Source organism: Mesorhizobium sp. GW821-FHT04C10 (genome assembly GCF_059420305.1).
Genome location: NZ_JBWKTL010000001.1, coordinates 397,369 through 421,928, shown reverse-complemented (window position 1 = coordinate 421,928; position 24,560 = coordinate 397,369). Strand labels below are relative to the sequence as shown.

The following is a 24,560-nucleotide window of genomic DNA, read 5'->3' as shown; positions in this document are numbered from 1 at the left end:
GGACTCAGGCCTGCAGCCAGCACTTCGCCAGGGCGTAGCCGTTCATCAGTTCCTGGTGCGGATCGTCCACCCAGCCATCGACCTTGGCGCCGGTGGCGTCGATGAACTGGTTGAACATCGGCAGGATCAGACCGCCTTCGTCGCGCACCAGCACAGCCATGTCGTGGTACATCTGCTTGCGCTTGGCCTCGTCGAGTTCGGCGCGCGCCGCCAGCACCATCTTGTCGAAGTCCGGACGCATGAAGCGCGTGTCGTTCCAGTCGGCAGTCGACAGATAGGCGGTCGAGTACATCTGGTCCTGCGTCGAACGCCCGCCCCAGTAGGAAGCGCAGAAGGGCTGCTTGTTCCAGACCTCGTTCCAGTAGCCATCGCCGGGTTCGCGCTTGAGCTCGATCTTGATGCCGGCCTTGGCCGCGCTCTGCTGGAAGAGCTGGGAGGCATCGACCGCGCCGGGGAAGGCAACGTCCGAGGTCCGCAGCAGCACGGTGCCGTCATGACCCGACTTCTTGTAGTGGAACTTGGCCTTGTCCGGATCGTACTTGCGCTGCTCGATCTCGGTGAACAGCGGGTAGGCGGCGTTGATCGGGAAGTCGTTGCCGAGCGAGCCATAGCCGCGCAGCACCTTGGTCAGCATCTCCTCGCGATCGATAGCGAGCTTCAGCGCCATTCTGAGGTCGTTGTTGTCGAACGGCGCCGTGTTGCAATGCATGATGAAGACATAGTGGCCCGGACCCGCATGGTTGCGGATGGTCACGCCCGGCACGCGCTTGATCAGGTCGACAATCTTCGGCTCGACGCGGTTGATCATGTTGACCTGGCCGCCCTGCAGGGCCGCCGTGCGCGCCGTCGCGTCATTGATGACGATGACTTCGATCTGGTCGGCATGGCCCATCTTGTCGCCCTGCCAGTAGTTGGCGAAACGCTCGCCGCCATGGCGCACGCCGGGCTCGTTGGTCTTGACCACGTACGGGCCGGCCGAGATGCCGGCATCGGGCTTGTCCTTGCCGCCATTAGGCTGGACGATCAGGTGATAGTCGCTGAGCAGGTAGGGCAGGTCGGCATTGGCCTCTTTCAGGGTCAGCACCACTTCCTTGCCGCTGGCCTTGATGGTCTCGATGCCCTTCATGTAGCCGAGCGCGCCGGATTTCGACTTCTCGTCCGAATGGCGCTCGAGCGTGGCGGCCACGTCCTCGGCGGTCACGGTCTTGCCGTTGTGGAACTCGACGCCGTCGCGGATCTTCAGCGTCCAGACCTTGGCGTCCTTGGAAGAGCCGATGTCTTCGGCGATGCGGTTCTCGAGCTTGCCGTCGGGGGACAGCTCGACGATCATTTCACCCCAGCACTTGCCGAAGGCGAACGGCACCTGCGTCATCATCAGTGCCGGATCGAGGCTGTTGGTGGATTCACCGCCGACCAGGCCGGCCTTCAGCGTGCCGCCCTTGACCGGGCCTGCCGCGCGCGCCGCACTTGAAAGAAGCGAGTTGGCGAAAGGTGCGGCGATGCCGAGTGCCGCCGCCCTGCCGAGAAAGTCACGACGGCTCAGCTTGCCCGCTGCGACACGCCGGCTAAGGAATTCCAGTTCGTTTGACATATTGAGTTCCTCACTCTGTTGGTTCGACTCTACGGTCGATTTTTGTTTTTAATTCTCCCTGAATAATGAGGGTAAGCCAATGCCGTAAGCAAGACCGAATGCGACATGCCGTGGCGTAAATCGTACGTCGCATTTGGACCAACGCCTTGGGATCTCAAACGAGCGCGCGTGGAATCTTTTCCTCGAAATTGCGCTCGAAGACGATTTTTTCACCCTCATAGGCTTCGATTCTCGCGCTTACGATGAAGTTTTCCGCGTCCGACCGCATCTCTGCCCATGTCTCGGTACGGACCGACCATTCATTCCGCGACAGGGTCTGGGTCCAATGGGTTTTTCCCGAGGCGGACAGCGGATCGTCGGGATGGATCGCCCAGGTCTCGCGGACGATGCTGCCGTTGACCAGGCCATGGTCGAGATCGCGCACCTCGCCAAAATCATCAGATATGGAAAGCGTGACGATCCCCGTCTTTTCGTCGCGATCGACATGGCGCTCGGAATTGGCTGGCCGGACTGTTTCCGTGGCCCAGGGCGCAGCGCCTTCCGGCTCGGCGAACGTCGTTTCGTCGCCGGTCGCCAGCGGGCGCAGCGGCAGGGCCAGCGTCGCGGCCGACAAGGCGAGTTGCACCGGCTGCGGCGAGGGCCAGATGACAGGCCAGTAGGCGTTCGACACCGCGATGCGCAGCCGGTGGCCTGCCGGCACGCGATAGGCGCATTGATCGAGCACGACGCGCGCCGACACGGTTTCGCCCGGCACCAGCGCCTGCGGAAATTCGTGCGACACCCGGTGCGTCAGGTTGAGCACGCCGTAGGAGATCAGTTCCGAAGCGCCGTCGGGATGCACGTCGCACAGCCGGATCGCCATGTTGGCCTGTGGGCGGTCGCAAGAGAACGTGACCTCGACCTCCGGCGCGCCGACGATGTCGATCGCCTCCGTGAGCAGCGGCTGATCAAAAAACACCGACAGCGCATCGTCGGGGCGCTGGTCGCCCGGCAATTCCGGTCCGAAGGTGAACGGAAAATATTCGCCGCCGGCGAGGCCGCAATTCTGCGGCGAGGCGACGATGGCAGGTTGGCTCCCTTTGGGGAGCAGATCGATCGTCTGGATCTTGATGGTGGGCGAGGGCCATTGTGTCTCGGCCACCCAGCGGCCTGGCCGCTCCGGGTGCCAACGTGCCGGGCGCACGCTGTCCATCACATAGGCGCGGTAGGCGGGATCGTCCTCGACGCCGGTCTCGGCGCCCTTCAGCCAATGGTCCCACCAGCGCAGGGCCTCCTGCAGAAAGCCGATGGCCGGCTGGGGGCCGGCATAGTGCGGATATTTGTGGATCCACGGGCCGACGATGCCCTTTACCGGCGCCTCGATGTTGGTCACGAGGTGCGAGATCGTGTTGCGGTAGCCGTCATGCCAGCCGCCGATCGACAGCACGGCGGCATGAATGGCGGAAAAATCCTCGCAGATCGAACCGCGTTTCCAGTAGGCGTCGCGGTGCTGGTGCTTCAGCCACAGCGGTGCAAGGAACGACTGGTTCTCCAGCCGGGTCAGCCACAGGTCCCGCCATCTGTTGTCGCCGGCGATCAGCGGATCCGGCGGCCGCGACGAATAGGACAACATCGTCGAGGCCCAGCCGAAATTCTCGATCAGCAGGCAACCGCCCTTGTAGTGGATGTCGTCGGCATAGCGGTCGACGGTCGAACACAGGCTGATCACCGCCTTCAGCGCCGGCGGCTGCTTGGCCGCCACCTGCAGGCAGTTGAAGCCGCCCCAGGAGATGCCCATCATGCCGACATTGCCGTTGCACCAGGGCTGGGCCGCCGCCCAGGCGATGACGTCGCAGGCGTCCTGCAATTCCTGGTCGGAATACTCGTCGTCCATCAGCCCTTCGGAATCGCCATTGCCGCGCATGTCGACGCGGATCGAAGCGTAGCCGTGGCCGGCAAAATAGGGATGCGTCAGCTGGTCGCGAAAGATGGTGCCGTCCCGCTTGCGATAGGGCAGGTGCTCGAGGATGACAGGCACCGGATCGTCGCCGGCATCTTCCGGCATCCACACCCGCGCCGACAGCCGGCAGCCATCCGGCATGACGATGCCCATGTCAGGAAATTCGACGACTTTGCGGGGGAATTCGGTAATGGTTTTCATGGTGCGCATAACGCCCCGCGGCGCGGCAACTTTCAATTGCCATTCGCGACTGGAGCAGCGAAATATACGACCTGTGCTGCTACCGCAATTCGTCCAGCAGTTCGGGATGCTTTTCCAGCAATGTCATCAGTTGGATGGTGGGGCCGCTCGGCTCGATCAGGCCTCTTTCATATTTGTCGAAGGCATTCTCTCCGACCTTGAACAAAGAACCTGCTTCGCGTTGCGACAGTTTGAGCTTTGTACGCATCCGGCGGATGGTTGCCGGAGCGGGAACGCCGTCGATCTTTTCCTTGAGGGCGCGAAGAGCCGCGTCGACAGCGATCATGTCGTCTCCAACATGCACTCCCTCGTCTCCAGAGGCCGGATAATAGCCCGGAAGGTCGACAATCATACTCTCGCCCTTATAGGTCACGGTGAATGGACGCATCTGGCGCGTCAGGATTTCCCCGGTTTCGGGGGAAATCATCGTCTCACTTCCTTCTCTTGTCGCCATGGTCACTTCTCCTTGAATGCCATGACCATGAAATCGGTCACGACATCCGCTTGGAATTTCACATAGAGGAGCACGTCGCGCGCCGGCACGTGATAGACGTCCTGCCAGACCCGGTGATCCGCGAAAGTCGTCATCGACTTCACGAACATCTTGCGCGTCATGCCGCCGATCACTTCGACGATGCCAGCGCGATCGAAACCTAGGCCGAGCGCGTCGCGCAGCGCGGATGTTGTAATCGCCAACGTGTCCACAGACCCCAACGTTGTCTTGATCGCATCAAGATCGTAGGTGGGCCTGCGTTTCTCCATGACACAATATGCCACCATAAAGGGGGCACTTCAAGGTTTCTCCGTCCTATGGAGTTCAATGGCATTCAGTTGAGCGGAATATCGTTCTCGGCCTTGCTCGCTTGGTACGCTTCGGACAGTTCGTCGTAGCGTGCCGAGATCGTGCCGATGCGCGTCTCCAGCCGCCGGCGTTCGGCCTCAGGCAGCGCCCGCACCAGCCTGCGGATCGAAAAACTCTTCCAGTAGGCGTTCTCGGCATTGTAGCCGCCGGGATCGAGGGTGAAGACCTCTTTCAGGATTTTCAGATCGTGCGGGATGGCGAAACTGTCGCGCGAATCCTCGTGGCTGAAGAGATAGTAGAAATTATCGAAGCCGGTCCAGGTGATCGCCGACAGGCAGAGCGAGCAGGGTTCATGCGTGGCGATGAACAGCGCGTCCTTGGTCTCGACACGCTCAGCCCTGGGCATTTCGTAAAACCGCTTCAGGCAATGCACCTCGCCATGCCAGAGCGGGTTTTCGATCTCGTTGTTGGTTTCGGCCAGCACAAGGGAGCGATCGTCCTTGCGAAGGATCGCCGCGCCGAACAGCTTGTTGCCGTGGGCGACGCCATCCGCCGTCTTCGGCACGATGTCATGCTCGATGACGTCGAGCAGGCGGTCGATCAGCGAAATGTCGGTCATGACGGGGGCTCCTGCTGCATGCCGGCCAAAGGTGCCCCGGTCTTGGGGTGGCGACATGCACAAAAATCAAGGGAGATGGATCTCGTAGGCGTGCGAGAAATGAAACTCTTCGAGGTTGGAGCCGTCGCCGCCACGGTCGACGATCAGGAAATCCTGAGCCTCGCCGAGCGGCGTCAGCACGCCGTGCCAGAGGTTACGGGAATAATTGATGCCTTGTCCCGGCGCGGTGATGAAGGCATGCGGTTCGCCCGGCCCCTCCTTGCCGTCATGGCAGACGACGACCAGGAACGGGCGCGGCGACAGCGGAATGAAAGCCTGGCTGCCGAAGGGGTGACGCTCGACCATGGTCAGCTTCAGTGGCAGTTCGTAAGGCGCGCCGCGCACCATGGAGATCAGCACGCGGGCGTTCGGTCCCGCCGCCTCGGCGGTCGCCAGGTCATGGTAGCGCTCGGCCTTGCCGCCATTGATCGGGTAATGGTTGTCGCCGCCCATGTCGATGACATCACCGAATTCGGCAAAGGCCTCACGGGTCAGCGGCCGCGCGACGATATGAGCCAAGATGGGGCGGGTCACCGCGAGCGGCCGCCAATGCCAGCCCCGCCGAGCTTGGCGTGCCGGTTGACGTCCTTGTAGAGCAGATAGCGGAATTTGCCGGGGCCGCCGGCATAACAGGCCTGCGGGCAGAAGGCGCGCAGCCACATATAGTCGCCGGCCTCGACCTCGACCCAGTCCTGGTTGAGGCGATAGACCCCCTTGCCTTCCAGCACATAGAGCCCGTGCTCCATGACATGCGTCTCGGCGAAGGGAATGACGGCGCCCGGCTCGAGCGTGACGATGGTCATGTGCATGTCGTGGCGCAGATCGGCCGGATCGACGAAGCGTGTCGTCGCCCATCGGCCTTCGGTGCCGGGCATCGGCGTCGGCGCGATATCCTGTTCGTTGGTGAAGAAGGCTTCCGGCACGTCGAGACCATCGACGACCTCGTAAGCCTTGCGAATCCAGTGGAAGCGGACTGCGGCCTTGCTTTCGTTGCGAACGGTCCAGCCGCTGGACGGCGGCAGGAAGGCAAAGCCGCCTGGTCTTAAGTTATGCTTTTTGCCGGCGAGCAAAACCGTCAGTTCGCCCTCGACCACGAACAGAGCCCCCTCGGCGCCGGCATCGGGTTCCGGCCGGTCGCTGCCGCCGCCGGGAGCGACCTCGACAATGTATTGCGAAAACGTCTCGGCAAAACCGGACAGCGGCCGTGACAGGATCCAGACGCGGGTCTTGTCCCAGAACGGCAGGGCGCTGGTAACGATGTCCTGCATCACGCCTTTGGGGATGACGGCGTAGGCCTCTGTGAAGACGGCGCGGCCTGTCAGCAGTTCGGATTGACCGGAATGGCCGCCATGCGGCGCGTAGTAGGTTCGGTCGGGCATCCTGATCGTATCCATGGTTTCAAACCTATTGCGGTAGCATGTCCCTGAGGCGGAGCAGCGCGATGCGCTCGACCTGTTTGCAGGCGGTTTCGAATTCGACGCCGCGGCTGTTGCCGATGCGCGCCTCGAATTCCGCCAGGATTTCCTCCTTGGTCTTGCCTTTCACCGCGATGATGAAGGGGAAACCGAAGGTGGTGACGTAGGCGGCATTGAGCTTGGAGAACAGTTCGCGTTCCTTGTCCGTCAGCGCGTCGAGGCCGGCCGAGGCCTGTTCCCGGGTCGATTCCGCCGTCAGCCGCTTGGCCTTGGCCAGCTTGCCGGCAAGGTCCGGGTGGGCGTTGAGCACACCGAGCCGCTCGGTTTCGCTGGCGGCACGGAAGACGCGGCAAAGCGCATTGTGCAGGCCCCCTGCCGTGTCGTGCGCCGGACCCAGTTCCAGTTCGTAGGCCCGTTCGGCAATCCACGGCGAATGCTCGAACACACCGCCGAACGTGTGGACGAATGTCTCGAATTCCATCTTCGAAGGCCTGAGCGCCGCCGGCCTGTAGGGATGGTTCTCTTGCCAGTGGCGGGCGATGTCGATGCGCCGCGCCAGCCAGACCTTGTCGTGCGACTTCACATAGTCGACGAAGCGCTTCAGCGCCGCGACCCGGCCCGGACGCCCGACGAGCCGGCAATGCAGGCCGATATTCATCATGCGCGGCCGTCCTGCCTTGCCTTCGGCATAAAGCGTGTCGAAACTGTCCTTGAGATAGGCGAAGAACTGGTCGCCCGAATTGAAGCCCTGTGGCGTGGCGAAGCGCATGTCGTTGGCATCGAGCGTGTAGGGGATGATGAGCTGCGTGCCGCCTGCATGCTCGAACCAGTAAGGCAGTTCGTCATCATAGGTGTCGGAGACATAGTCGAAGCCGCCTTCCTCGGCGACCAGACGCACCGTGTTGACCGAGGTGCGGCCCGTATACCAACCGGTCGGGCGCTGGCCTGTCACTTCGTAATGCAGCTTGATCGCCGCTTCGAGGTCGCGGCGCTCGTCCGCGGCGCTGTGGTCGCGGTAGTCGATCCATCTCAGCCCGTGCGAAGCGATCTCCCAGCCGGCGTCCTGCATGGCCGTGACCTGGTCGGGCGAGCGTGCCAGCGCGGTGGCGACGCCGTAGCAGGTCACAGGCACTTGCTCCTCGCTGAACAGGCGAAGCAGCCGCCAGAAGCCGGCCCGCGCGCCATATTCGTAGATCGATTCCATGTTCCAGTGGCGTTGACCCACCCAGGGTGCGGCGCCGACGATTTCCGACAGGAAGGCTTCCGATGCCTTGTCGCCGTGGAGCACGCAGTTTTCGCCGCCCTCTTCGTAATTGACCACGAATTGTACGGCGACATGCGCACCGCCAGGCCATTTCGGATCCGGCGGATTGGCTCCGTAGCCACGCATGTCTCTTTCGTAACGCATCGTCCCTCCCGCCGGGCATCGCCCGAAGTATGATCAGGATATCGAAAGGGTGCTTCTCGCATTCCCCCGAAAATTTTTGAAAGTGTTTTTGTCGCGCTCCGCTCGACCAGGACTTATGCATCGCCTTTAATTGGCGCACAATTCGTCACTGTTGTTCTGATGTACCTGGATGGGAGGCGGCCAATGGCTGAAACGTCGAAAGCCGATGGCGGGCGCCTGACGACCCATGTGCTGGACACGGCGACCGGCAAGCCGGCGGCCGGACTGTCGATCGCACTCTATCGTCTCGACGGTCCGGACAGGACACATCTGAAGACTGTCACTACCAATGCCGATGGCCGTTGCGACGCGCCGCTGCTGGTAGGCGCTGAGTTCCGCACCGGCGAATACGAACTGGTGTTCGCCGCCGGTGATTATCTGCGTGGCCAGGGCACAAAGCTGCCCGAGCCCGCTTTCCTCGACGGCGTGCCGATCCGCTTCGGCATGGCGGAGGCGGTGCACTATCATGTACCCTTGCTGATCTCGCCCTACGGCTATTCGACCTACAGGGGGAGCTGAGGCATGGCCAAGGTCACAGTCCGAAACGAGATCCGCTTCATCCTGAATGGCAGGGATGTCGTGCTGTCGTCGGTTGCGCCCGACGCGACCCTGCTCGATTGGTTGCGGCTCGACCGCTCGCTGCGCGGCACCAAGGAAGGCTGCGCCGAGGGCGATTGCGGTGCCTGCACGGTGCTTGTCGGCAAGCTCTCCGCCAGCGGGCTGGTTTATGAAAGCGTCAATGCCTGCATCCGCTTCCTCGGCTCTCTCGACGGCACCCATGTCGTGACGGTCGAGCATCTGCGCGGTGAGCCCGGTAAGCTGCATCCCGTCCAGCAGGCGATGGTCGATTTCCACGGCTCGCAATGCGGTTTCTGCACGCCGGGCTTCGTCATGTCGCTCTATGGCCTGTGGATGAAGTCGCCGGACCCGTCGAACGCAGCCATCGAAAAGGCCTTGCAAGGCAATCTTTGCCGCTGCACCGGCTATGAGGCGATCATGCGCGCGGCGCACGCCATTTCCAGCTACGGCAAGGCGGCAAAAGATCCGCTGGCGGTGGAGCGCAAGGCGATCACGGCGAGGCTGGAAGCCATGCATGACGGCGCCCGTATAGAGATCGGGTCGGGCAAGAAGCGGCTCATCGTGCCGGCCAATGTCGATGACTTCGCCGCCGCGCTGGACAAGGAACCCGGCGCCACGGTCGTTGCCGGCTCCACCGATGTCGGCCTGTGGGTGACCAAGCACATGCGCGACATCTCACCGGTGATCTTCATCGGCAATCTCGACGGGCTGCGCACCCTCTCCGAGGACAAGGGCGTCATATCGATCGGCGCCGGCGTCACCTACACGGAAGCCTTCTCGACCCTGGCCAAACGCATCCCGGCGCTCGGGCCGCTGTTCGATCGCATCGGTGGCGAACAGGTGCGCAACATGGGCACCATCGGCGGCAACATCGCCAACGGCTCGCCGATCGGCGATACGCCGCCGCCCTTGATCGCGCTTGGCGCGCGCCTGACGCTGCGCAGGGGCAAGAAGCGGCGCACGATCCCGTTGGAGACCTTCTTCATTGCCTATGGCAAGCAGGACCGGCAGCGGGGCGAGTTCGTTGAGGCGGTACATGTCCCTGTCCCGGCCAAGGACACGAAGTTCGCGGTCCACAAGATCACCAAGCGGCGCGACGAGGACATCACGGCTGCCCTCGGCGCCTTTTTCCTGACGCTGGCCAGGGACGGCACGGTCGCCGACGTGCGCATCGCCTATGGCGGCATGGCGGCGACGCCGAAGCGGGCGTCTTTCGTTGAACAGGCGCTCCTCGGCAAGCCCTGGACCGAAGAGACGGTCGAGGCGGCGATGGCCGAATACGCCAGGGATTTCACCCCGCTCACCGACATGCGGGCGTCGGCCGAATACCGGGCTCTTGCGGCCAGGAATCTGTTGCTGCGCTTCTTTGTCGAAACCACCGGCACCAGGGCACCATTCCAGGTGTCACGCAACGAGGCTGCCTGATGAACAAGCACGCCACGTCAAATCTCAAGGCCGAGAAGATCACTGGCGGCGTTGCCACCGATCAGCGGCATGATTCCGCCCACAAGCATGTCAGTGGCACCGCCGTCTATATCGACGACATGCCGGAACCGGCGGGTACGCTGCATGTTGGGCTGGGCCTGTCGAAAGTTGCGCACGGCACCCTGAAGAGCATCGACCTTTCGGCGGTGCGGACGGCACCCGGCGTGGTCGACGTGCTGACTTATGCCGACGTGCCCGGCGAGAACGATGTCTCGCCGAGCGGCATGCATGACGATCCCGTCCTGGCCGAAGGCAAGGTGCAGTTTTTTGGTCAGCCGATCTTCGCGGTCATCGCCGAAACAAGGGAAGCGGCGCGCCGTGCCGCGCGACTGGCCAAGATAGAATATGACGAACTTCCAGCCATCCTCGGCATCTGGGGTCTGGATCCGGCCAAGGACAGGCAGGTCACCACGCCGCTCACCTTGCGGCGCGGCGACGCGGCCGCCGCCATCGCCGCCGCGCCCCGTCGGGTGAAAGGGCGCATGAAGCTTGGCGGACAGGACCACTTCTACCTCGAGGGCCAGGTCTCGTTGGCGGTGCCCGGCGAAGACGACGAGGTCACCGTCTATTGCTCAACCCAGGGGCCGAGCGAGACCCAGCACCTTGTCTCCCATGTGCTCGGCGTGCCGAGCCATGCGGTGACGGTCGAGGTTCGGCGCATGGGTGGCGGCTTTGGGGGCAAGGAAACGCAGGCCAACCAGTGCGCGGCGATCGCCGCCATTGCCGCCAAGAAGCTGAACCGCGCGGTCAAGATCCGGCTCGATCGCGACGAGGATATGACTGCTACCGGCAAGCGGCACGACTTCGCCATCGACTATGAAGTCGGCTTCGACGACGAGGGCAATATCCTCGGCGTCGACTTCATGTTCGCGCTCAATGCCGGCTTCTCTGCAGACCTGACCGGTCCGGTCGGCGACCGCGCGTTGTTCCATTGCGACAACGCCTATTTCTATCCGAGTGTCCATGCCAAATCGGCGCCGCTCTACACCAACACCGTTTCCAACACCGCTTTCCGCGGCTTCGGCGGCCCGCAAGGCATGATCGGCGCCGAGCGCGTCATCGACGAGGTCGCCTTCGCCGTCGGCAAGGATCCGCTCGAAATCCGCAAGCTGAATTTCTACGACCGGATGGAGGCGATCGGCGGTCGCAACGTCACGCCCTATCACCAGAAGGTCGAGGACTGCATCATCCAGCGCATCGTCGCCGAACTCGAGGAGAGTGTCGGTTACGCGCGGCGGCGGCGTGAGATCCAGGCCTTCAACGCCAACAGCCGCTTCATCAAGCGCGGCCTGGCGCTGACGCCGGTCAAGTTCGGCATTTCCTTCACCAAGACCGAGTCCAACCAGGCCGGCGCGCTGGTGCATGTCTATGCCGATGGTTCCGTGCACATGAACCATGGCGGCACCGAAATGGGGCAGGGCCTGCACCTCAAGGTGGCGCAGGTTGTCGCCGAGGAGTTCCAGATCGACCTCGATCGCGTGAAGATCACCGCCACCACCACCGCCAAGGTGCCGAACACGGCGCCGACGGCTGCGTCCTCGGGCGCCGATCTCAATGGCATGGCGGCGCAGAACGCGGCGCGCCAGATTCGCCAGCGGCTGACCGATTTCGCCGCCGAGAGATATCAGGTCCCGGTCGACCAGGTGGTGTTCCTGCCCAACCGCGTGCGCGTCGGCAACCAGGAGGTCTCCTTCAACGACCTGGTCAGGCAGGCCTATATTGCACGCGTCCAGCTTTCGGCCGCCGGCTTCTATAAGACGCCGAAGATCCACTGGGACCGCAGCAAGGGCCAGGGCCACGCCTTCTATTATTACGCCTATGGCGCGGCCTGCTCTGAAGTGTCGGTCGATACCCTGACCGGCGAATATGTCGTCGAGCGCGCCGACATCCTGCATGACTGCGGCCGCTCGCTGAACCGGGCGATCGACATCGGCCAGGTCGAAGGTGGCTTCATCCAGGGCATGGGCTGGCTGACGACGGAGGAACTGTGGTGGGACGACAAGGGCCGGCTGCGCACGCATGCGCCGTCGACCTACAAGATCCCGCTGGCGTCGGACCGCCCGAAGATATTCAACGTGGCGCTGACCGACTGGTCGCAGGCCTATGAGCCGACCATCCATCGCTCCAAGGCCGTCGGCGAGCCGCCGCTGCCGCACGGCATGTCGGTGCTGCACGCCCTGTCGGATGCGGTGGCCAGTGTCGCCGATCATAGAATTTGTCCGCGCCTTGATGCGCCCGCGACGCCAGAACGCGTCCTGATGGCGATAGAGAGGTTGAAAGCGGCAAAACCGGCCTGATCGAGCCTTAACGTGCAAATCGGGCCGAAAAACGCTATATTTCCCGGGTGGGAATGCAGACGATGAACTCGAACGTGCAAAGCCTGAAAGTCTTCCTCGCCAGCGCCGGCCGGCTCGCGCTGGTCAAGGTGGCGGGCACCAAAGGCTCGACGCCGCGCGACAAGGGCGCCTTCATGCTCGTCTCGCAAACGGCGATCCTTGGCACGATCGGCGGCGGCCAGCTCGAATATATGGCGATCGACAAGGCCCGGCAGATGCTGGCGTCTTCACCCTCCCCCTTGTGGGGAGGGTCGGCCGGCAAAGCCGGCCGGGGCGGGGGTGCGGCGCTCGAAGGCCCCCCGACCCGGACGACTGCGTCGTCCGACCCTCCCCACAAGGGGGAGGGTAAGGAAGCCCGCATCGAGGTCGACGAAATCTGCGCTACCCTCGACGTTCCGCTCGGACCGGAGATTGGCCAGTGCTGCGGGGGCCGCGTCGAGGTGCTGATCCGCCTGATCGACAGGGCAATCGAACAGAAGCTGATTGCCGACGCTGAAGCCGAGGAAGCCCATCTGCCGCATGTCTACATCTTCGGCGGCGGCCATGTCGGCCAGGCGCTGGCGTCGACGATCGCGCTCCTTCCCGTGCACGGCGTCGTCATCGAGACACGGGCCGAGGCGCTGGAGGACATGCCGGAGACCGTCGAGACGCGGCTGACGCCGATGCCCGAGGCCGAGGTGCGAAACGCCCCTGCCGGCACGGCTTTCGCGATCCTCACCCACGACCACGCACTGGATTTCCTGATCGTCGCCGAAGCGCTGAAACGGAACGACGCTGCCTATGTCGGCATGATCGGCTCGAAGACCAAGAAAGCGACGTTCAAGAACTGGTTCCTGAAGTCGGCTGAAGGCAGCGAAGCCGAATTCTCCCGCCTCGTCTCGCCGATCGGCGGCGACGCCGTCAAGGACAAGCGCCCGCCAGTCATCGCCGCACTTGCCGCCGCCGAGATCATGACGGCGCTGGTGGTTCACAACGCGGGCTCAGATGCCGCCCACCAGATCCAGCAGGACAAGGCGATGGCTGGTTAGCAGCTAAACCGGCTGTTTCAAACCCAGATGGTCGCGCAACGTTCGGCCTTCATAGTCCCGGCGGAACAGACCGCGCCGCTGCAGTTCCGGCACCACCAGCGTGGCGAAGGCATCGAGCTCGCCCGGGAAATAAGACGGCATCACGTTGAAGCCGTCGGCGGCACCACCCTCGAACCGCGCTTGCAACTCGTCGGCGACCTGCGCCGCTGTGCCGACAATGCGCCAATGGCCGCGCGCGCCGGCGAAATGGCGGGCAAGCTGGCGGATGGAAAGGCCGTCGCGGCGCGATTGTTCGACGACCAGCGCCTGCCGGCTCTTCATGCCCTCGCTCTCCGGCAGTTCGGGCAGCGGCCCGTCGATCGGGTAACGCCACAGATCGGAGATGCTGAGATAGCTGGAGAGCAGCGCCACGCCGACATCGTCGGGGATCAGTTCCTGCAATTCCTCATGCTTCTCGCGGGCCTCAGTCTCGGTTTCCGCCACCACGGGCGAGACGCCGGGCATGATCTTGATATCGTCGGGCTCGCGCCCGTAGGCGGCCATGCGTCCCTTGAGATCGTCGTAGAACGCCTTGGCTTCCTCGAAGGTCTGCGCCGCCGTGAACACCACGTCGGCGGTGCGGGCGGCAAGGTCGCGGCCGACATCCGAGGCGCCGGCCTGGACCATGACCGGCGCGCCCTGCGGCGAGCGCGGCAGGTCGAGCGGGTCGCGCACCGAAAAGCTCTGGCCGTCGTGGCCGGAAGCCTTGCCGTGCCAAAGGCCGGTGACGACCTCGGCGAATTCGCGCGCTCGTTCATAGCGGTCGGCATGGGGCTTGAGACCTGTCGCACCGAAATTGGCGGCTTCGATCGGACTTGCCGAAGTGACGAGGTTCCAGCCGGCGCGGCCGCCGCTCAGATGGTCGAGCGACAGAAACGTCCGCGCCAGGCCGTAGGGCTCGTTGTAGCTTGTCGAGGCGGTGGAAACGAGGCCGATGCGGCTGGTCTGCACGGCCAGCGCCGAAAGCAGGCTGATCGGCTCGAAGCCGATCGAGCGCGACGTCTGGCTGGCGATGCCGATATTGGCCTCGCGCAGCCCGGCGGCGTCCTCGCAGAAGATCATGTCGAACTTGGCCGCTTCCGCCGTGCGCGCCAGCTGGATGTAGTGGTCGACGTCGATGCCGGCCGTCACATGGGACTTCGGATGGCGCCATGCGGCGATGTGGTGGCCTGTTGCCCACAGGAAGGCACCGAGCTTCATCTGCGCGGTCATTGCTCACCTCCGCCGGCAAGGCCAAGATGCGAGCGCAACGTCGTGCCGTGATAGGTCTCTCGAAGAAGGCCGCGGCGCCGCAACTCCGGCGCGACACGATTGATGAAATCGTCGAATACCGAAAGCTGTGACAACTGGATGCTGAACCCGTCGCAGCTTTTTGCGCGAAATTGGGTTTCCAGCCTATCGACCAAGGTGGCCGAGCTGTCATCGGGCGCTAGCGAGATATTCGTCAGCACCTTCACAGCATCCGGATCGCGCCCAGCCGCCGTGGCGCGACGCCTCAGATCATCATAGCGTACTTTCGCGCTCTCGACCGACCCGCTCTCCAGCAAGATGACATCGGCGGTGCGGGCCGCAATATCCAGGTCAGGCTCCGACAGACCGGAGAACACCAGCACCGGCGTATCCTGCGGCGAACGCGCGACGTTCAGCGGCCCGCGCACGGAGAAGAACTCGCCCCTGTGGTCGAGCAGATGCATTTTCCCGGGATCATGGAAGCGTCCGCCGGTCTTGTCGAACAGCAGCGCATCCGCATCCCAGCCCTGCCACAGGCCCTGAACGATGCCGATATATTCCTCGCCGCGGCGGCGAAAGTCGGTGTCGGAAAATCCTTCCGGCCGGCTGAAATTGGCGGCCTCGCGAGGGCTCCGCGCCATCGTCGCGTTCCAGCCGGCGCGGCCATGGCTGATGATGTCGAGCGAAGCGAAACGGCGCGCCAGATTGTAGGGCTGGTGGGCGACTATCGAGGCCGCCGCGACCAGTCCGATCCGGCTCGTCACCGTTGCCAGCGCGGCCAGCAAGGTGGTCGCTTCGAAGGGTACGGGATTGTTTGCCGTGTCGCTGCTCGAAGCTGGTGCGGAGTCGGCAAGGAGCACCATGTCCAGTCCGGCCGCTTCGGCTCTTTGCACGAAGCTGGCCAGGCGATTGAATTCCGGCTCTGCTCTGGGTGAGGTGTCAGGAACCGGTGAGACGGCAAGATGCATTATGGTGCCGTTGTCCATGGATGGTCCCTGCAAGACGACATGCTTGGAACTATGTTCGCCAGTTCCGGCGATGGCAACCGCCAGTGATGGGCCAACTGACCCTCACTTGCCGGCCAGCAACTAACTGTCCGGCTAGGTCTGGGTGCCGTGTTTGGACAGGCCGTGTGGGTTTACTTTGGCGGATCACATGCTTCGATGATTAGCCGAGACATCAATGTCTTCGTCATCCTATGGCGGAGCAAGGAGCGAAGCGACGCGGCGCAGACCATAGGATCCATGCCGGGACTCGGAAGCGCCGCCACGGTGCAGAATTCTGCTCTGCTGCACACTTCGATAGACGTCACGGAATGGATCCCAGGGTCTCCGCGACGCCGCTGCGCGGCTGCTCCGCCCTAGGATTGTTTGAGAAGGATCGGGTAGTCTGGCGGCCGGGACTGCGGCCCATCACAACCGGCAGTCCCGGCGGCAGGCGACCGTCCCTGGGATCGGGCAACACCCGACGTCATCATGGTCCCTGCCGTCTTTGTCCGCCATCGCTTGGAGAGTTGATTGGCCGCTGGCTCGCGCCACGCCCGCAAACAATCCGAAGCCTGACAAGGATACCACCAGCATGGCCTTCTTGCATCAACAACCGAAACTGTGCCTCGGCCTCGATATCGCCAAGGACACCATCACCGCCGCCGATGGCACCACCACCCATGTCATCGACAACCAGCGACGCACGATCCGCGCCTTCCTCAAGAGCCACAAGCAGGCAGACCTTGTGGTCTGTGAACCGACCGGTGGCCATGAAGGCCTGCTGCTCGAAGAGTGCCTGCGTGCCGGCATCGCCTGCCATCGCGCCGACACGCTCAAGGTCAAGAGCTTCATCCGCTCCTACGGCACCCACGGGAAGAGCGATGCCATCGATGCCGCGATGTTGAGGGCCTACGGCCGCGAACGCTGGGAAAAGCTGACCCTTTGGCAGGCTCCGGACCCCGACGAGACCCGCTTGCGCGCCTTGGTGCGCCGCCGCCAGGAGCTCATCGCCATCAAGATCGCCGAGAAGAACCGCGCCAAGGCACCTAGTGCTCGAGACCTCGCCGCCTCCTTCGAGGCCGTGATCAAAGTCGTCGAGCGTCAGATCCAGGCGATCGATGCAGCCATGCGCGAGCTGATCGCCAACAGCAGCGCCCTCAAGCATCGAGCCGCCATCTGCACGGCCATGGACAGTCTCGGCCCAATCGTGGCCGCCAAGCTGCTGGCCATCTTGCCCGAACTCGGCACCATGACACGTCGAAAGGCTGCCGCGCTTGCAGGGCTCGCGCCTCATCCAAACGACAGCGGACAAAAGCAAGGCTACCGCAAAATCCGTGGCGGACGACCGGAGATCAGGAGCATGCTCTACATGCCCGCATTGCACGCCGCTGCCGGAAGGGGCGAGTTCGCAACCTTCTACAAACACCTCATCGCCAACGGCAAAAAGCCAATGGTGGCCATCGCTGCAGTCATGCGAAAGATCGTCGTCACCCTAAACGCCAGGCTCAGAGACGCCACCATTCCTCAGAGTTGATGACGACGTTGGGAGGCTTCAGCCAATCTTGAACGCCGTGATGGCCCGGCGGGTGCCTCCAGCCTGCCAATAGATCAATTCACTGTACCGGTTACCAGCCCATCACTTACCAGCAAGAATGTCGTTGATCAGGCGCTGGCAGCGCTCGGCCATGAAATCCAGCAGCAGCCGCACTTTCGGGTCCTGCAGCTTCTTGTGCGGATAGACGGCGGCGAACTGTACCGGCGTTGGTGGCGTGTTGGCCAGGATCACCTTCAGCCGCCGGTCGCGGATGAACGGTTCGACCTCGAAGCGCGGCTTGTTGATGATGCCGCGTCCCGACAGCGCCCAGCCGGTCAGCACGTCGCCGTCATCCGTGTCGTAAGGTCCGTGCACTTCGAATTTCTGGGGCCCGGTGGGGGTCTGCAGCGTCCAGACATATTCGCGCGCGCCGGAATAGCGCAGCATCAGGCAGTCGTGCTTTCGTCCGATCAGTTCCTGCGGCTCCACGGGCTCGCCGCGCGCTTCCAGATATTTCGGTGCCGCCACCAGCACGCGCTCGCATTCCATGATGCCGCGCATCCGCAGGCTGGAATCCTCGATGATGCCAAGCCGGAAGGCGACGTCGATGCCTTCCTTCATGATGTCGACATTGTGGTCGGAGAGCCTCAACCGCACTTCGATATCGGGATATTTATCGTGGAAATCGGGAATGCCCGAGGCGACGAGCCGCCGGCCGAGGCCAAGCGGCGCGGTCACGCGGATGGTGCCGCGCGGCTGGCCGGAAAGGGCCGACACCGCGGCCTCCGCCTCGGTGATAGCCTCCAGCACCTGCTTGGCGCCGGCGTAGAAAACCGTGCCATGCTCGGTCGGCATCAATTGCCGCGTCGTGCGGTTGAACAGCCGCACACCAAGGTGCTTCTCCAACTCCTTGATGCGGTTGGAGGCGACCGCCGGCGAAATGCGCATGTCGCGGCCCGCCGCCGACAGATTGCCGAGTTCGACGACGCGGACGAAGACGGCGATGTTGTCGAGATAGGCCATGCGGTTTCGTGGCTTTCCTGAGGCCGCCTTCGGGCGGCTCCTATCCTGCTGCGTGTGACCACCCTAGTATTTTCCATTTTTTTTTGAAAGTCATCGTACACCTCGCCTCTTTCCGTTTGCGCGCCACACCGTAAAGTCACCCAATCGGCAGGGACGACTTCAATGATGGATTTCGCGATTTTCTGGGACTGGCTGAGCTTCGCCGTGCGTTGGCTGCATGTCATCACCGGCATCGCCTGGATCGGCTCGTCTTTCTATTTCGTCGCGCTCGATCTCGGCCTGCGCCAGCGTCCCGGCATGCCTGTCGGCGCCTTCGGCGAGGAATGGCAGGTGCATGGCGGCGGCTTCTATCACATCCAGAAATATCTGGTGGCGCCGGCCGAGATGCCCGAACATCTGACCTGGTTCAAATGGGAGTCCTACGCTACCTGGCTGTCCGGTTTCGCCATGCTGTGCGTGGTCTACTATGCAGGCGCCGACCTGTTCCTGATCGATCCCAATGTGCTGCCGATGTCGGTGCCGGTCGGTATCCTTTTGTCCATGGCCACGATCGGCGTCGGCTGGGTGGTTTATGATCTGCTCTGCCGTTCGCCGCTCGGAAAAAGCGATACCGGCCTGATGCTGGTGCTCTACTGCGTGCTGGTGTTCATCGCCTGGGGGCTCACCCACCTGTTCACCGGGCGCGCCGCCTTCCTGCATCTGGGCGCCATCACCGCCACGATCATGTCGGCCAACGTCTTCATGGTCATCATCCCCAACCAGAAGATCGTCGTCGCCGACCTCATCGCCGGCCGCAAGCCCGATCCGAAATACGGCAAGATCGCCAAGCAGCGTTCGCTTCACAACAATTATCTGACGCTGCCCGTCCTGTTCCTGATGCTGTCGAACCACTACCCGCTGGCGTTCGGCACGCAGTTCAACTGGGTCATCGCCTCGCTGGTGTTCATCATCGGTGTGTTGATCCGGCATTATTTCAACACCGTGCACAAGCGTGCCGGCAATCCGCACTGGACTTGGCTGGGTGCCCTCGTCCTGTTCATCATCATCATCTGGCTGTCGACCGTGCCGAAGGTGTTGACCGGCGAACCGAAGGCGTCGGCTTCGGCGGAAGTCTATATCGCCTCGGCGCATTTCCCGGCCGTGCGCGACACCGTGCTCGGCCGCTGCTCGATGTGCCATGCTCAGGAACCGGTCTATGAAGGCATCTATCACGCGCCCAAGGGCGTGCTGCTTGATACCGACGCCAACATAGCCAACCACGCCCGCGAGATCTATCTGCAGGCCGGCCGCAGCCACGCCATGCCGCCCGCCAATGTCTCGCAGATATCAGACAAGGAACGGGCGTTGCTGGTGGCCTGGTTCGAAGGCGCGGGGAAATAGGCATGACCTCGACACTTCTGCGCGGCCGCACGCTGTCCTTCGTGCGCTGGCCGCAGACCATCGATGACCATTCGGCCTGGCGCTACGAGGAAGATGGCGGCCTTTTGATCCGTGACGGCAGGATCGTCGCATCAGGCGCCTATGCGCAAGTCGAGAAGCAGGCCGGCGAGGGTACGAGAAAGATCGACCACCGGCCGCACCTTTTGTTACCGGGCTTCATCGACACGCATGTGCATTTCCCGCAGATGCAGATCATAGCGTCATACGGCGCCGAACTGCTCGACTGGCTGAACACCTACACCTTCCCGGAAGAGACGAAATTCGCCAACGCGCAGCACGGCCGCCGCATAGCGCGCCTGTTCCTCGACGAAATGGTCCGCCACGGCACGACGACGGTGGTCGCCTATTGTTCGGTGCACAAGGCCTCGGCGGAAGCCTTCTTCGCCGAGTCGCATGACCGCAACATGCTCAACATCGCTGGCAAGGTGATGATGGACCGCAATGCACCCGACGGCGTGCTCGACACACCGCAATCCGGCTATGACGACACCAAGGCGCTGATCGCGCAATGGCACGGAAAGGGCCGCCAGCATTATGCCATCACGCCGCGCTTCGCGATCACCTCCTCGCCGGAGCAGATGGAGATGGCTGGAGCGCTCTGCCGCGAGCATCCCGACCTGCACATGCAGACGCATCTGTCGGAAAACCACGCCGAGATCGCCTTCACCCGGGAACTCTACCCCTGGTCGCGCGACTATACCGACGTCTACGAGCATTACGGGCTGCTGGGCAAGAAAAGCCTGTTCGGCCACTGCATCCATCTGTCGGAGCGTGAGGCGGATGCGCTTTCGGACAGTGGCTCGGTGGCGGTGTTCTGCCCGACCTCGAACCTGTTCCTCGGTTCCGGCCTGTTCGATTATCAGCGCTACCGCACGCGTGACAAAGCCCTCAGGATCGCCGCCGCGACCGATGTCGGCGGCGGCACCAACTATTCCATGCTGCGCACCATGGACGAAGGCTACAAGGTGATCGCCCTGAACGGCGAGAAGCTCAACCCGTTCCAGTCCTTCTGGCAGATCACGCGCGGCAATGCCGAGGCGCTGTCGGTGGCCGATAGGGTCGGCACGCTGGACAAAGGCACCGATGCCGACATCGTCGTGCTCGATGCCAGGGCGACGCCGGCGATGCGGCTCAGGATGGAAACGGCGCAGACGCTGGCGCAGGAACTGTTTCTGCTGCAGACGCTGGGCGACGACCGCGCCGTGCACGAGGTCTATGTCGCGGGGCGGGCTGCCAAGAGCGACATGGCGAGTTAGAATGTCAGGTGCGTTCCTTGCTTGACCCGGCGGCAGCCTTAGGTCAAAGCGTGCGGCGAAGTTGACAGGGGAACGACATGGCCGTTGCTGACGACATCGCACTGATCAGGAGACAGGAAGAAACCCTTGTCTTTCCCGCCTTCGACGAGGCCGGCGCCTTCAAGATCGGTTCAGCCATCCGCGAGCGTGCGCTCGCCGAAAACCTGCCTATCATCGTCGACATCAGGCTGTGGGACCGGCCGCTGTTCTATGCTGCCATGCCGGGGTCGAACGCTTCCAATCCCGACTGGGCGCGGCGCAAGATCAATGTCGTCAGGCGTTTCCTCAGAAGCACCTATCGCATCGTGCTGGAACAGCAGCGCCCGGACCGCACCTTCAAGGTCGGCGAGGGCCTCGACATCTCGGACTATGTGCTCGCCGGCGGCGGCTTTCCGGTCACCGTCAAGGGCGCCGGCGTCATTGGCGTGATTGCTGTGTCCGGTCTGCCGGAGCGTGAGGATCACGGCGTTGTGGTCGATGCGCTGTGCGACCATCTCGGTATCGACAGTCGTGGGCTGGCATTACCTTCGGAATCCGAATGACTGTGCTCGATCCCAAGGCCTTTCTCACTTCCATCTTCGAAGCCGCGGTGGCCGCCGCCGATCCGGAGCGGACCATCCGGGACCATCTGCCGGCGAAGCCTAAGGGCCGCACCATCGTCATCGGCGCGGGCAAAGGCTCGGCGCAGATGGCGGCGGCCTTTGAGAAAATCTGGGATGGGCCGATCGAAGGGCTGGTCGTTACCCGCTACGGCTATGGCGCCAAATGCGAGCGCATCGAGATCATCGAGGCGGCGCATCCGGTGCCGGACGCCGCCGGCCTCGAGGCCTCGCGGCGCCTGCTCGCCAAGGTCCAGGGTCTCACTGAGGACGATCTGGTCGTGGCGCTGATTTCCGGTGGCGGCTCGGCGCTGCTGCCGTCGCCGGCCGCCGGCCTGACGCTGGCCGACGAGATCGCCGTCAACGAGGCCCTGCTCGCCTCCGGAGCGCCGATCGCGGCGATGAACACCATCCGCAAGCATCTTTCGACCATCAAGGGCGGCCGCTTGGCCGCCGCTGCATGGCCGGCCAAGGTGGTGTCGCTGGTTGTCTCCGACATTCCCGGTGACAATCCGGCCCTTGTCGCCTCCGGCCCGACCGTGCCGGATACCGGCAGCCGTCAAGACGCGCTGGCGTCGATATCGGCCTATGGCATGAACCTGCCGGCCTCGGTGATGGCGCATATCAATTCGCCGGCGGCCGATGCACCCGATCCCGGCGATCCGCGCTTTTCGCGCAATGAGGTGCATCTGATCGCCTCGGCCGGCGTGTCGCTCGATGCGGCCGCAGCAGAAGCCAGGCGGCAAGGTATCGAGGCCGTCATCCTCTCCGATGCCATCGAGGGCGAAGCGCGTGAGGTCGGTGGAGTTCATGCCGCGATCGCGCGCGAAGTCGCGACGCGCGACCGGCCTTTTCCAAAGCCGGTGCTGATCCTGTCCGGCGGCGAAACCACGGTAACGCTGCGCGCCAAGGGCAAGGGCGGCCGCAACTCGGAATTCCTGCTCGCCTTCGCTATCGGCATCAACGGTGCCGAAAATATCCATGCGCTGGCCGCCGATACGGACGGCATCGATGGCTCGGAAAACAATGCCGGCGCCTTCGCCGATGGTTCGACGGTTTCGCGCATGCGCGCGGCGGGTGTGGATGCCAAAGCGATGCTGGCGGGCAACAATGCCTGGACGGCCTTCAATGCGGTTGGCGATCTGTTTGTGCCTGGGCCGACCGGCACGAATGTCAATGATCTCAGGGCAATCCTGATCTGGTAGAGGGCATGCAGCGCTCTTCACACAAACGTTGGCGCTGCCCCTCATCCGCCTGCCGGCACCTTCTCCCCGTATAGTGACGGGGAGAAGGAAGCTAAGCGCACCCTTCTTGCCACGTTAATAGTTTGCGAAAGCGCCGATGACCGCGTCTTTCTCCCCGTCACTATACGGGGAGAAATGCCCGGCAGGGCAATGAGGGGCGGCGCCGACCGACAGCCAGATCAAGCCGCCATCAGCCGCTTCACCTCTCTCATATCCTGCAAAAACCGCTCGCGCTCGGCTTCCTTCTCCGCCGGCTCCTGAATGCGCAGGATGAAGGACGGATGGATCGTGATGAAAACCCTCAATCCATCCTCACGCTCGATCACCTGGCCGCGCATTTTGGTCACCGGAATGGCTTTACCCAGCAAAGACAACGCAGCCGTTGCGCCGAGCGCCACGGCAAGCTCCGGCTTGATCAGCGCGAATTCCCTGTCGATCCACCAGCGGCAAGCCTGCACCTCACCTGCATTCGGCTTGGAATGGATGCGCCGCTTGCCGCGCGGTTCGAATTTGAAGTGTTTCACCGCGTTGGTGACGTAGACTTTCTGGCGATCGACGCCCGCATCGTCCAGTATCGAATCGAACACCTTGCCGGCCGGGCCGACGAAAGGTTTGCCGGCGAGGTCCTCCTGGTCCCCGGGCTGTTCGCCGACGAAGATGACGCTGGCGTTGTCAGGCCCTTCGCCGAACACGGCCTGCGTCGCGTCGCGCCAGAGCGGGCAGCGGCGGCAGCCTTTCGCGGCCTCGCGCAACTCTGAAATGCTGCTGGCGTCGTCATCGTCCTGCGCCTGCGTTGGTTCATGCTTCGGCCAATGCTTTGCCTGCACCTTGGCGTGATGCGGCGCTGGCCTCGTCGGCATTCTGGCAATCATCTCCTTGGCGGCCTTGTCCGCTCCTGCGATCAGGTCTGGAATGAGCGAAGCCTCGGGAAGGTTCCGCCAATATTTCTTCGGCATCTCCTTCTGCATGGCTTTCACCTTCAGCCGTGCCGGATTGAAGATGTTCTCGAAATAGGTGCGCCACAGCGCTTCGGTGTCGTCTTGTGATGGGGCATCGGCCTTGGCGGCGCCCGGTCCGATCGCCAGCCTTTCGCCGTCCCAGTCGGCCGAGGCGTGCGGCGTCAGGATCGTCCAGCGCATGCCGGTGAAGCGCCTGACGAAGAAATCCGCGTTGCGTTCGACAATGAAATGATCGGGCTCGAACCAGGCGACATAGCGCTCCTCGTCGCCGTCACCGATCTTCCGGAAGCGAACGAAGGCATGCATCTTGTGGCTGTCGCGCCGCACCGCCTTTTCCATGGATTCAAGCCGCCTGGTATCGGGATCCGATGCGATCGCCAGCAGCTTCGGCTCCATGCGCAACCGCCAAAGCATCCGGTAAAGAAAGGCGAACCGGCCGGGGTCGGAATGGCAGAAGGCGGTTTCGGCACGCGCGATGAAGTCACGTGATACGACCAGCTGCACACCGGCAGGAATGGCTGGCAAGCCCGTCTGGCCCTGGTCCGAGTTGGATACGACATGCCAGCTGATGTCTTCTGGCCTGACCTCGTTCAATGCCAGCCGCCGTGCCGCGTCGCGCCAGCCGGCAAAATCAGTCTCGCTGTCGAGCCGCACACTATACCGGGCTAGGTTGAACTCGGCCGGCCGCATG

Annotated in this window: 21 protein-coding genes; 9 read left to right on the top strand and 12 right to left on the bottom strand. The window is 63.2% G+C overall.

Features of this window, described 5'->3' with window-relative positions; all coding sequences use genetic code 11:
• Nucleotides 1-4 precede the first annotated feature (4 nt).
• The 8 genes from AC07UC_RS01885 to puuE all read right to left on the bottom strand — a co-directional run bounded on the left by AC07UC_RS01885 (nucleotide 5) and on the right by puuE (nucleotide 8,053).
• Nucleotides 5-1,591, bottom strand: a complete 1,587-nt coding sequence (locus AC07UC_RS01885; protein WP_140770197.1) for an ABC transporter substrate-binding protein — start codon at nucleotides 1,589-1,591, stop codon at nucleotides 5-7.
• A gap of 154 nt (nucleotides 1,592-1,745) precedes the next feature.
• On the bottom strand, nucleotides 1,746-3,731 hold the full coding sequence (locus AC07UC_RS01880; RefSeq protein ID WP_494903696.1) for a CocE/NonD family hydrolase: 1,986 nt from the start codon (nucleotides 3,729-3,731) through the stop codon (nucleotides 1,746-1,748).
• Between the two features lie 79 nt (nucleotides 3,732-3,810).
• Nucleotides 3,811-4,224 (bottom strand): type II toxin-antitoxin system MqsA family antitoxin, encoded by a 414-nt coding sequence (locus AC07UC_RS01875; RefSeq protein ID WP_494903694.1) that lies wholly within the window; start codon nucleotides 4,222-4,224, stop codon nucleotides 3,811-3,813.
• 2 nt (nucleotides 4,225-4,226) lie between these two features.
• The gene (locus AC07UC_RS01870) at nucleotides 4,227-4,532 is read right to left on the bottom strand and encodes a type II toxin-antitoxin system MqsR family toxin (protein ID WP_494903692.1); all 306 of its coding nucleotides are present in this window, start codon (nucleotides 4,530-4,532) and stop codon (nucleotides 4,227-4,229) included.
• A 65-nt stretch (nucleotides 4,533-4,597) separates the two neighbouring features.
• Nucleotides 4,598-5,191 carry a nucleoside deaminase gene (locus AC07UC_RS01865; RefSeq protein WP_494903691.1) on the bottom strand — a complete coding sequence of 198 codons (594 nt, stop codon included), beginning with the start codon at nucleotides 5,189-5,191 and terminating at the stop codon, nucleotides 4,598-4,600.
• Nucleotides 5,192-5,257: 66 nt separating this feature from the next.
• Nucleotides 5,258-5,749 carry an ureidoglycolate lyase gene (locus AC07UC_RS01860; protein WP_494908879.1) on the bottom strand — a complete coding sequence of 164 codons (492 nt, stop codon included), beginning with the start codon at nucleotides 5,747-5,749 and terminating at the stop codon, nucleotides 5,258-5,260.
• Nucleotides 5,750-5,760: 11 nt separating this feature from the next.
• Nucleotides 5,761-6,624 (bottom strand): bifunctional allantoicase/(S)-ureidoglycine aminohydrolase, encoded by an 864-nt coding sequence (locus AC07UC_RS01855; RefSeq protein ID WP_494903690.1) that lies wholly within the window; start codon nucleotides 6,622-6,624, stop codon nucleotides 5,761-5,763.
• A 10-nt stretch (nucleotides 6,625-6,634) separates the two neighbouring features.
• Nucleotides 6,635-8,053 carry an allantoinase PuuE gene (gene puuE, locus AC07UC_RS01850; RefSeq protein ID WP_494903689.1) on the bottom strand — a complete coding sequence of 473 codons (1,419 nt, stop codon included), beginning with the start codon at nucleotides 8,051-8,053 and terminating at the stop codon, nucleotides 6,635-6,637.
• A gap of 183 nt (nucleotides 8,054-8,236) precedes the next feature.
• Here puuE and uraH point away from each other — a divergent pair, with 183 nt between their 5' ends.
• From uraH to xdhC, 4 genes are all read left to right on the top strand, one after another.
• Nucleotides 8,237-8,611, top strand: coding sequence for a hydroxyisourate hydrolase (gene uraH / locus AC07UC_RS01845; protein ID WP_494903687.1), 375 nt, complete (start codon nucleotides 8,237-8,239; stop codon nucleotides 8,609-8,611).
• A 3-nt stretch (nucleotides 8,612-8,614) separates the two neighbouring features.
• A complete protein-coding gene (xdhA, locus tag AC07UC_RS01840; RefSeq protein WP_494903685.1) occupies nucleotides 8,615-10,096 on the top strand; it encodes a xanthine dehydrogenase small subunit in 1,482 nt (493 codons plus the stop codon).
• Nucleotides 10,096-12,453: a xanthine dehydrogenase molybdopterin binding subunit gene (xdhB, locus tag AC07UC_RS01835; protein ID WP_494903684.1), complete on the top strand. Its 2,358-nt coding sequence runs from the start codon at nucleotides 10,096-10,098 to the stop codon at nucleotides 12,451-12,453. The genes xdhA and xdhB overlap by 1 nt, the downstream gene beginning before the upstream one ends.
• A 62-nt stretch (nucleotides 12,454-12,515) precedes the next feature.
• The gene (gene xdhC / locus AC07UC_RS01830) at nucleotides 12,516-13,520 is read left to right on the top strand and encodes a xanthine dehydrogenase accessory protein XdhC (RefSeq protein WP_494903683.1); all 1,005 of its coding nucleotides are present in this window, start codon (nucleotides 12,516-12,518) and stop codon (nucleotides 13,518-13,520) included.
• Nucleotides 13,521-13,523: 3 nt separating this feature from the next.
• On the opposite strand, the gene AC07UC_RS01825 is transcribed toward xdhC, so the two are convergent.
• Nucleotides 13,524-14,771, bottom strand: a complete 1,248-nt coding sequence (locus tag AC07UC_RS01825; protein WP_494903681.1) for an LLM class flavin-dependent oxidoreductase — start codon at nucleotides 14,769-14,771, stop codon at nucleotides 13,524-13,526.
• Nucleotides 14,768-15,775: an LLM class flavin-dependent oxidoreductase gene (locus tag AC07UC_RS01820; protein WP_494903679.1), complete on the bottom strand. Its 1,008-nt coding sequence runs from the start codon at nucleotides 15,773-15,775 to the stop codon at nucleotides 14,768-14,770. Before AC07UC_RS01820 ends, AC07UC_RS01825 begins: the two co-directional genes overlap by 4 nt.
• 592 nt (nucleotides 15,776-16,367) lie before the next feature.
• Between AC07UC_RS01820 and AC07UC_RS01815 the strand changes: the two genes are divergently transcribed.
• A complete protein-coding gene (locus AC07UC_RS01815) occupies nucleotides 16,368-17,309 on the top strand; it encodes an IS110 family transposase (RefSeq protein ID WP_494903677.1) in 942 nt (313 codons plus the stop codon).
• 102 nt (nucleotides 17,310-17,411) lie between these two features.
• Here the strand turns inward: AC07UC_RS01815 and AC07UC_RS01810 are convergent, their stop codons facing one another.
• Nucleotides 17,412-18,332 (bottom strand): LysR family transcriptional regulator, encoded by a 921-nt coding sequence (locus tag AC07UC_RS01810; RefSeq protein ID WP_140770174.1) that lies wholly within the window; start codon nucleotides 18,330-18,332, stop codon nucleotides 17,412-17,414.
• Nucleotides 18,333-18,494: 162 nt separating this feature from the next.
• Here AC07UC_RS01810 and AC07UC_RS01805 point away from each other — a divergent pair, with 162 nt between their 5' ends.
• The 4 genes from AC07UC_RS01805 to AC07UC_RS01790 all read left to right on the top strand — a co-directional run bounded on the left by AC07UC_RS01805 (nucleotide 18,495) and on the right by AC07UC_RS01790 (nucleotide 22,871).
• Nucleotides 18,495-19,712, top strand: a complete 1,218-nt coding sequence (locus tag AC07UC_RS01805) for a urate hydroxylase PuuD (protein WP_494903675.1) — start codon at nucleotides 18,495-18,497, stop codon at nucleotides 19,710-19,712.
• A gap of 2 nt (nucleotides 19,713-19,714) precedes the next feature.
• Nucleotides 19,715-21,028: a guanine deaminase gene (guaD, locus tag AC07UC_RS01800; protein ID WP_494903673.1), complete on the top strand. Its 1,314-nt coding sequence runs from the start codon at nucleotides 19,715-19,717 to the stop codon at nucleotides 21,026-21,028.
• A 77-nt stretch (nucleotides 21,029-21,105) separates the two neighbouring features.
• A complete protein-coding gene (locus AC07UC_RS01795; protein ID WP_494903671.1) occupies nucleotides 21,106-21,609 on the top strand; it encodes a heme-degrading domain-containing protein in 504 nt (167 codons plus the stop codon).
• Nucleotides 21,606-22,871: a glycerate kinase type-2 family protein gene (locus AC07UC_RS01790; protein WP_494903669.1), complete on the top strand. Its 1,266-nt coding sequence runs from the start codon at nucleotides 21,606-21,608 to the stop codon at nucleotides 22,869-22,871. Before AC07UC_RS01795 ends, AC07UC_RS01790 begins: the two co-directional genes overlap by 4 nt.
• 218 nt (nucleotides 22,872-23,089) lie before the next feature.
• Here AC07UC_RS01790 and AC07UC_RS01785 read toward each other — a convergent pair whose 3' ends face one another.
• Nucleotides 23,090-24,559, bottom strand: coding sequence for a UdgX family uracil-DNA binding protein (locus AC07UC_RS01785; protein ID WP_494908878.1), 1,470 nt, complete (start codon nucleotides 24,557-24,559; stop codon nucleotides 23,090-23,092).
• Nucleotide 24,560: the final 1 nt, after the last annotated feature.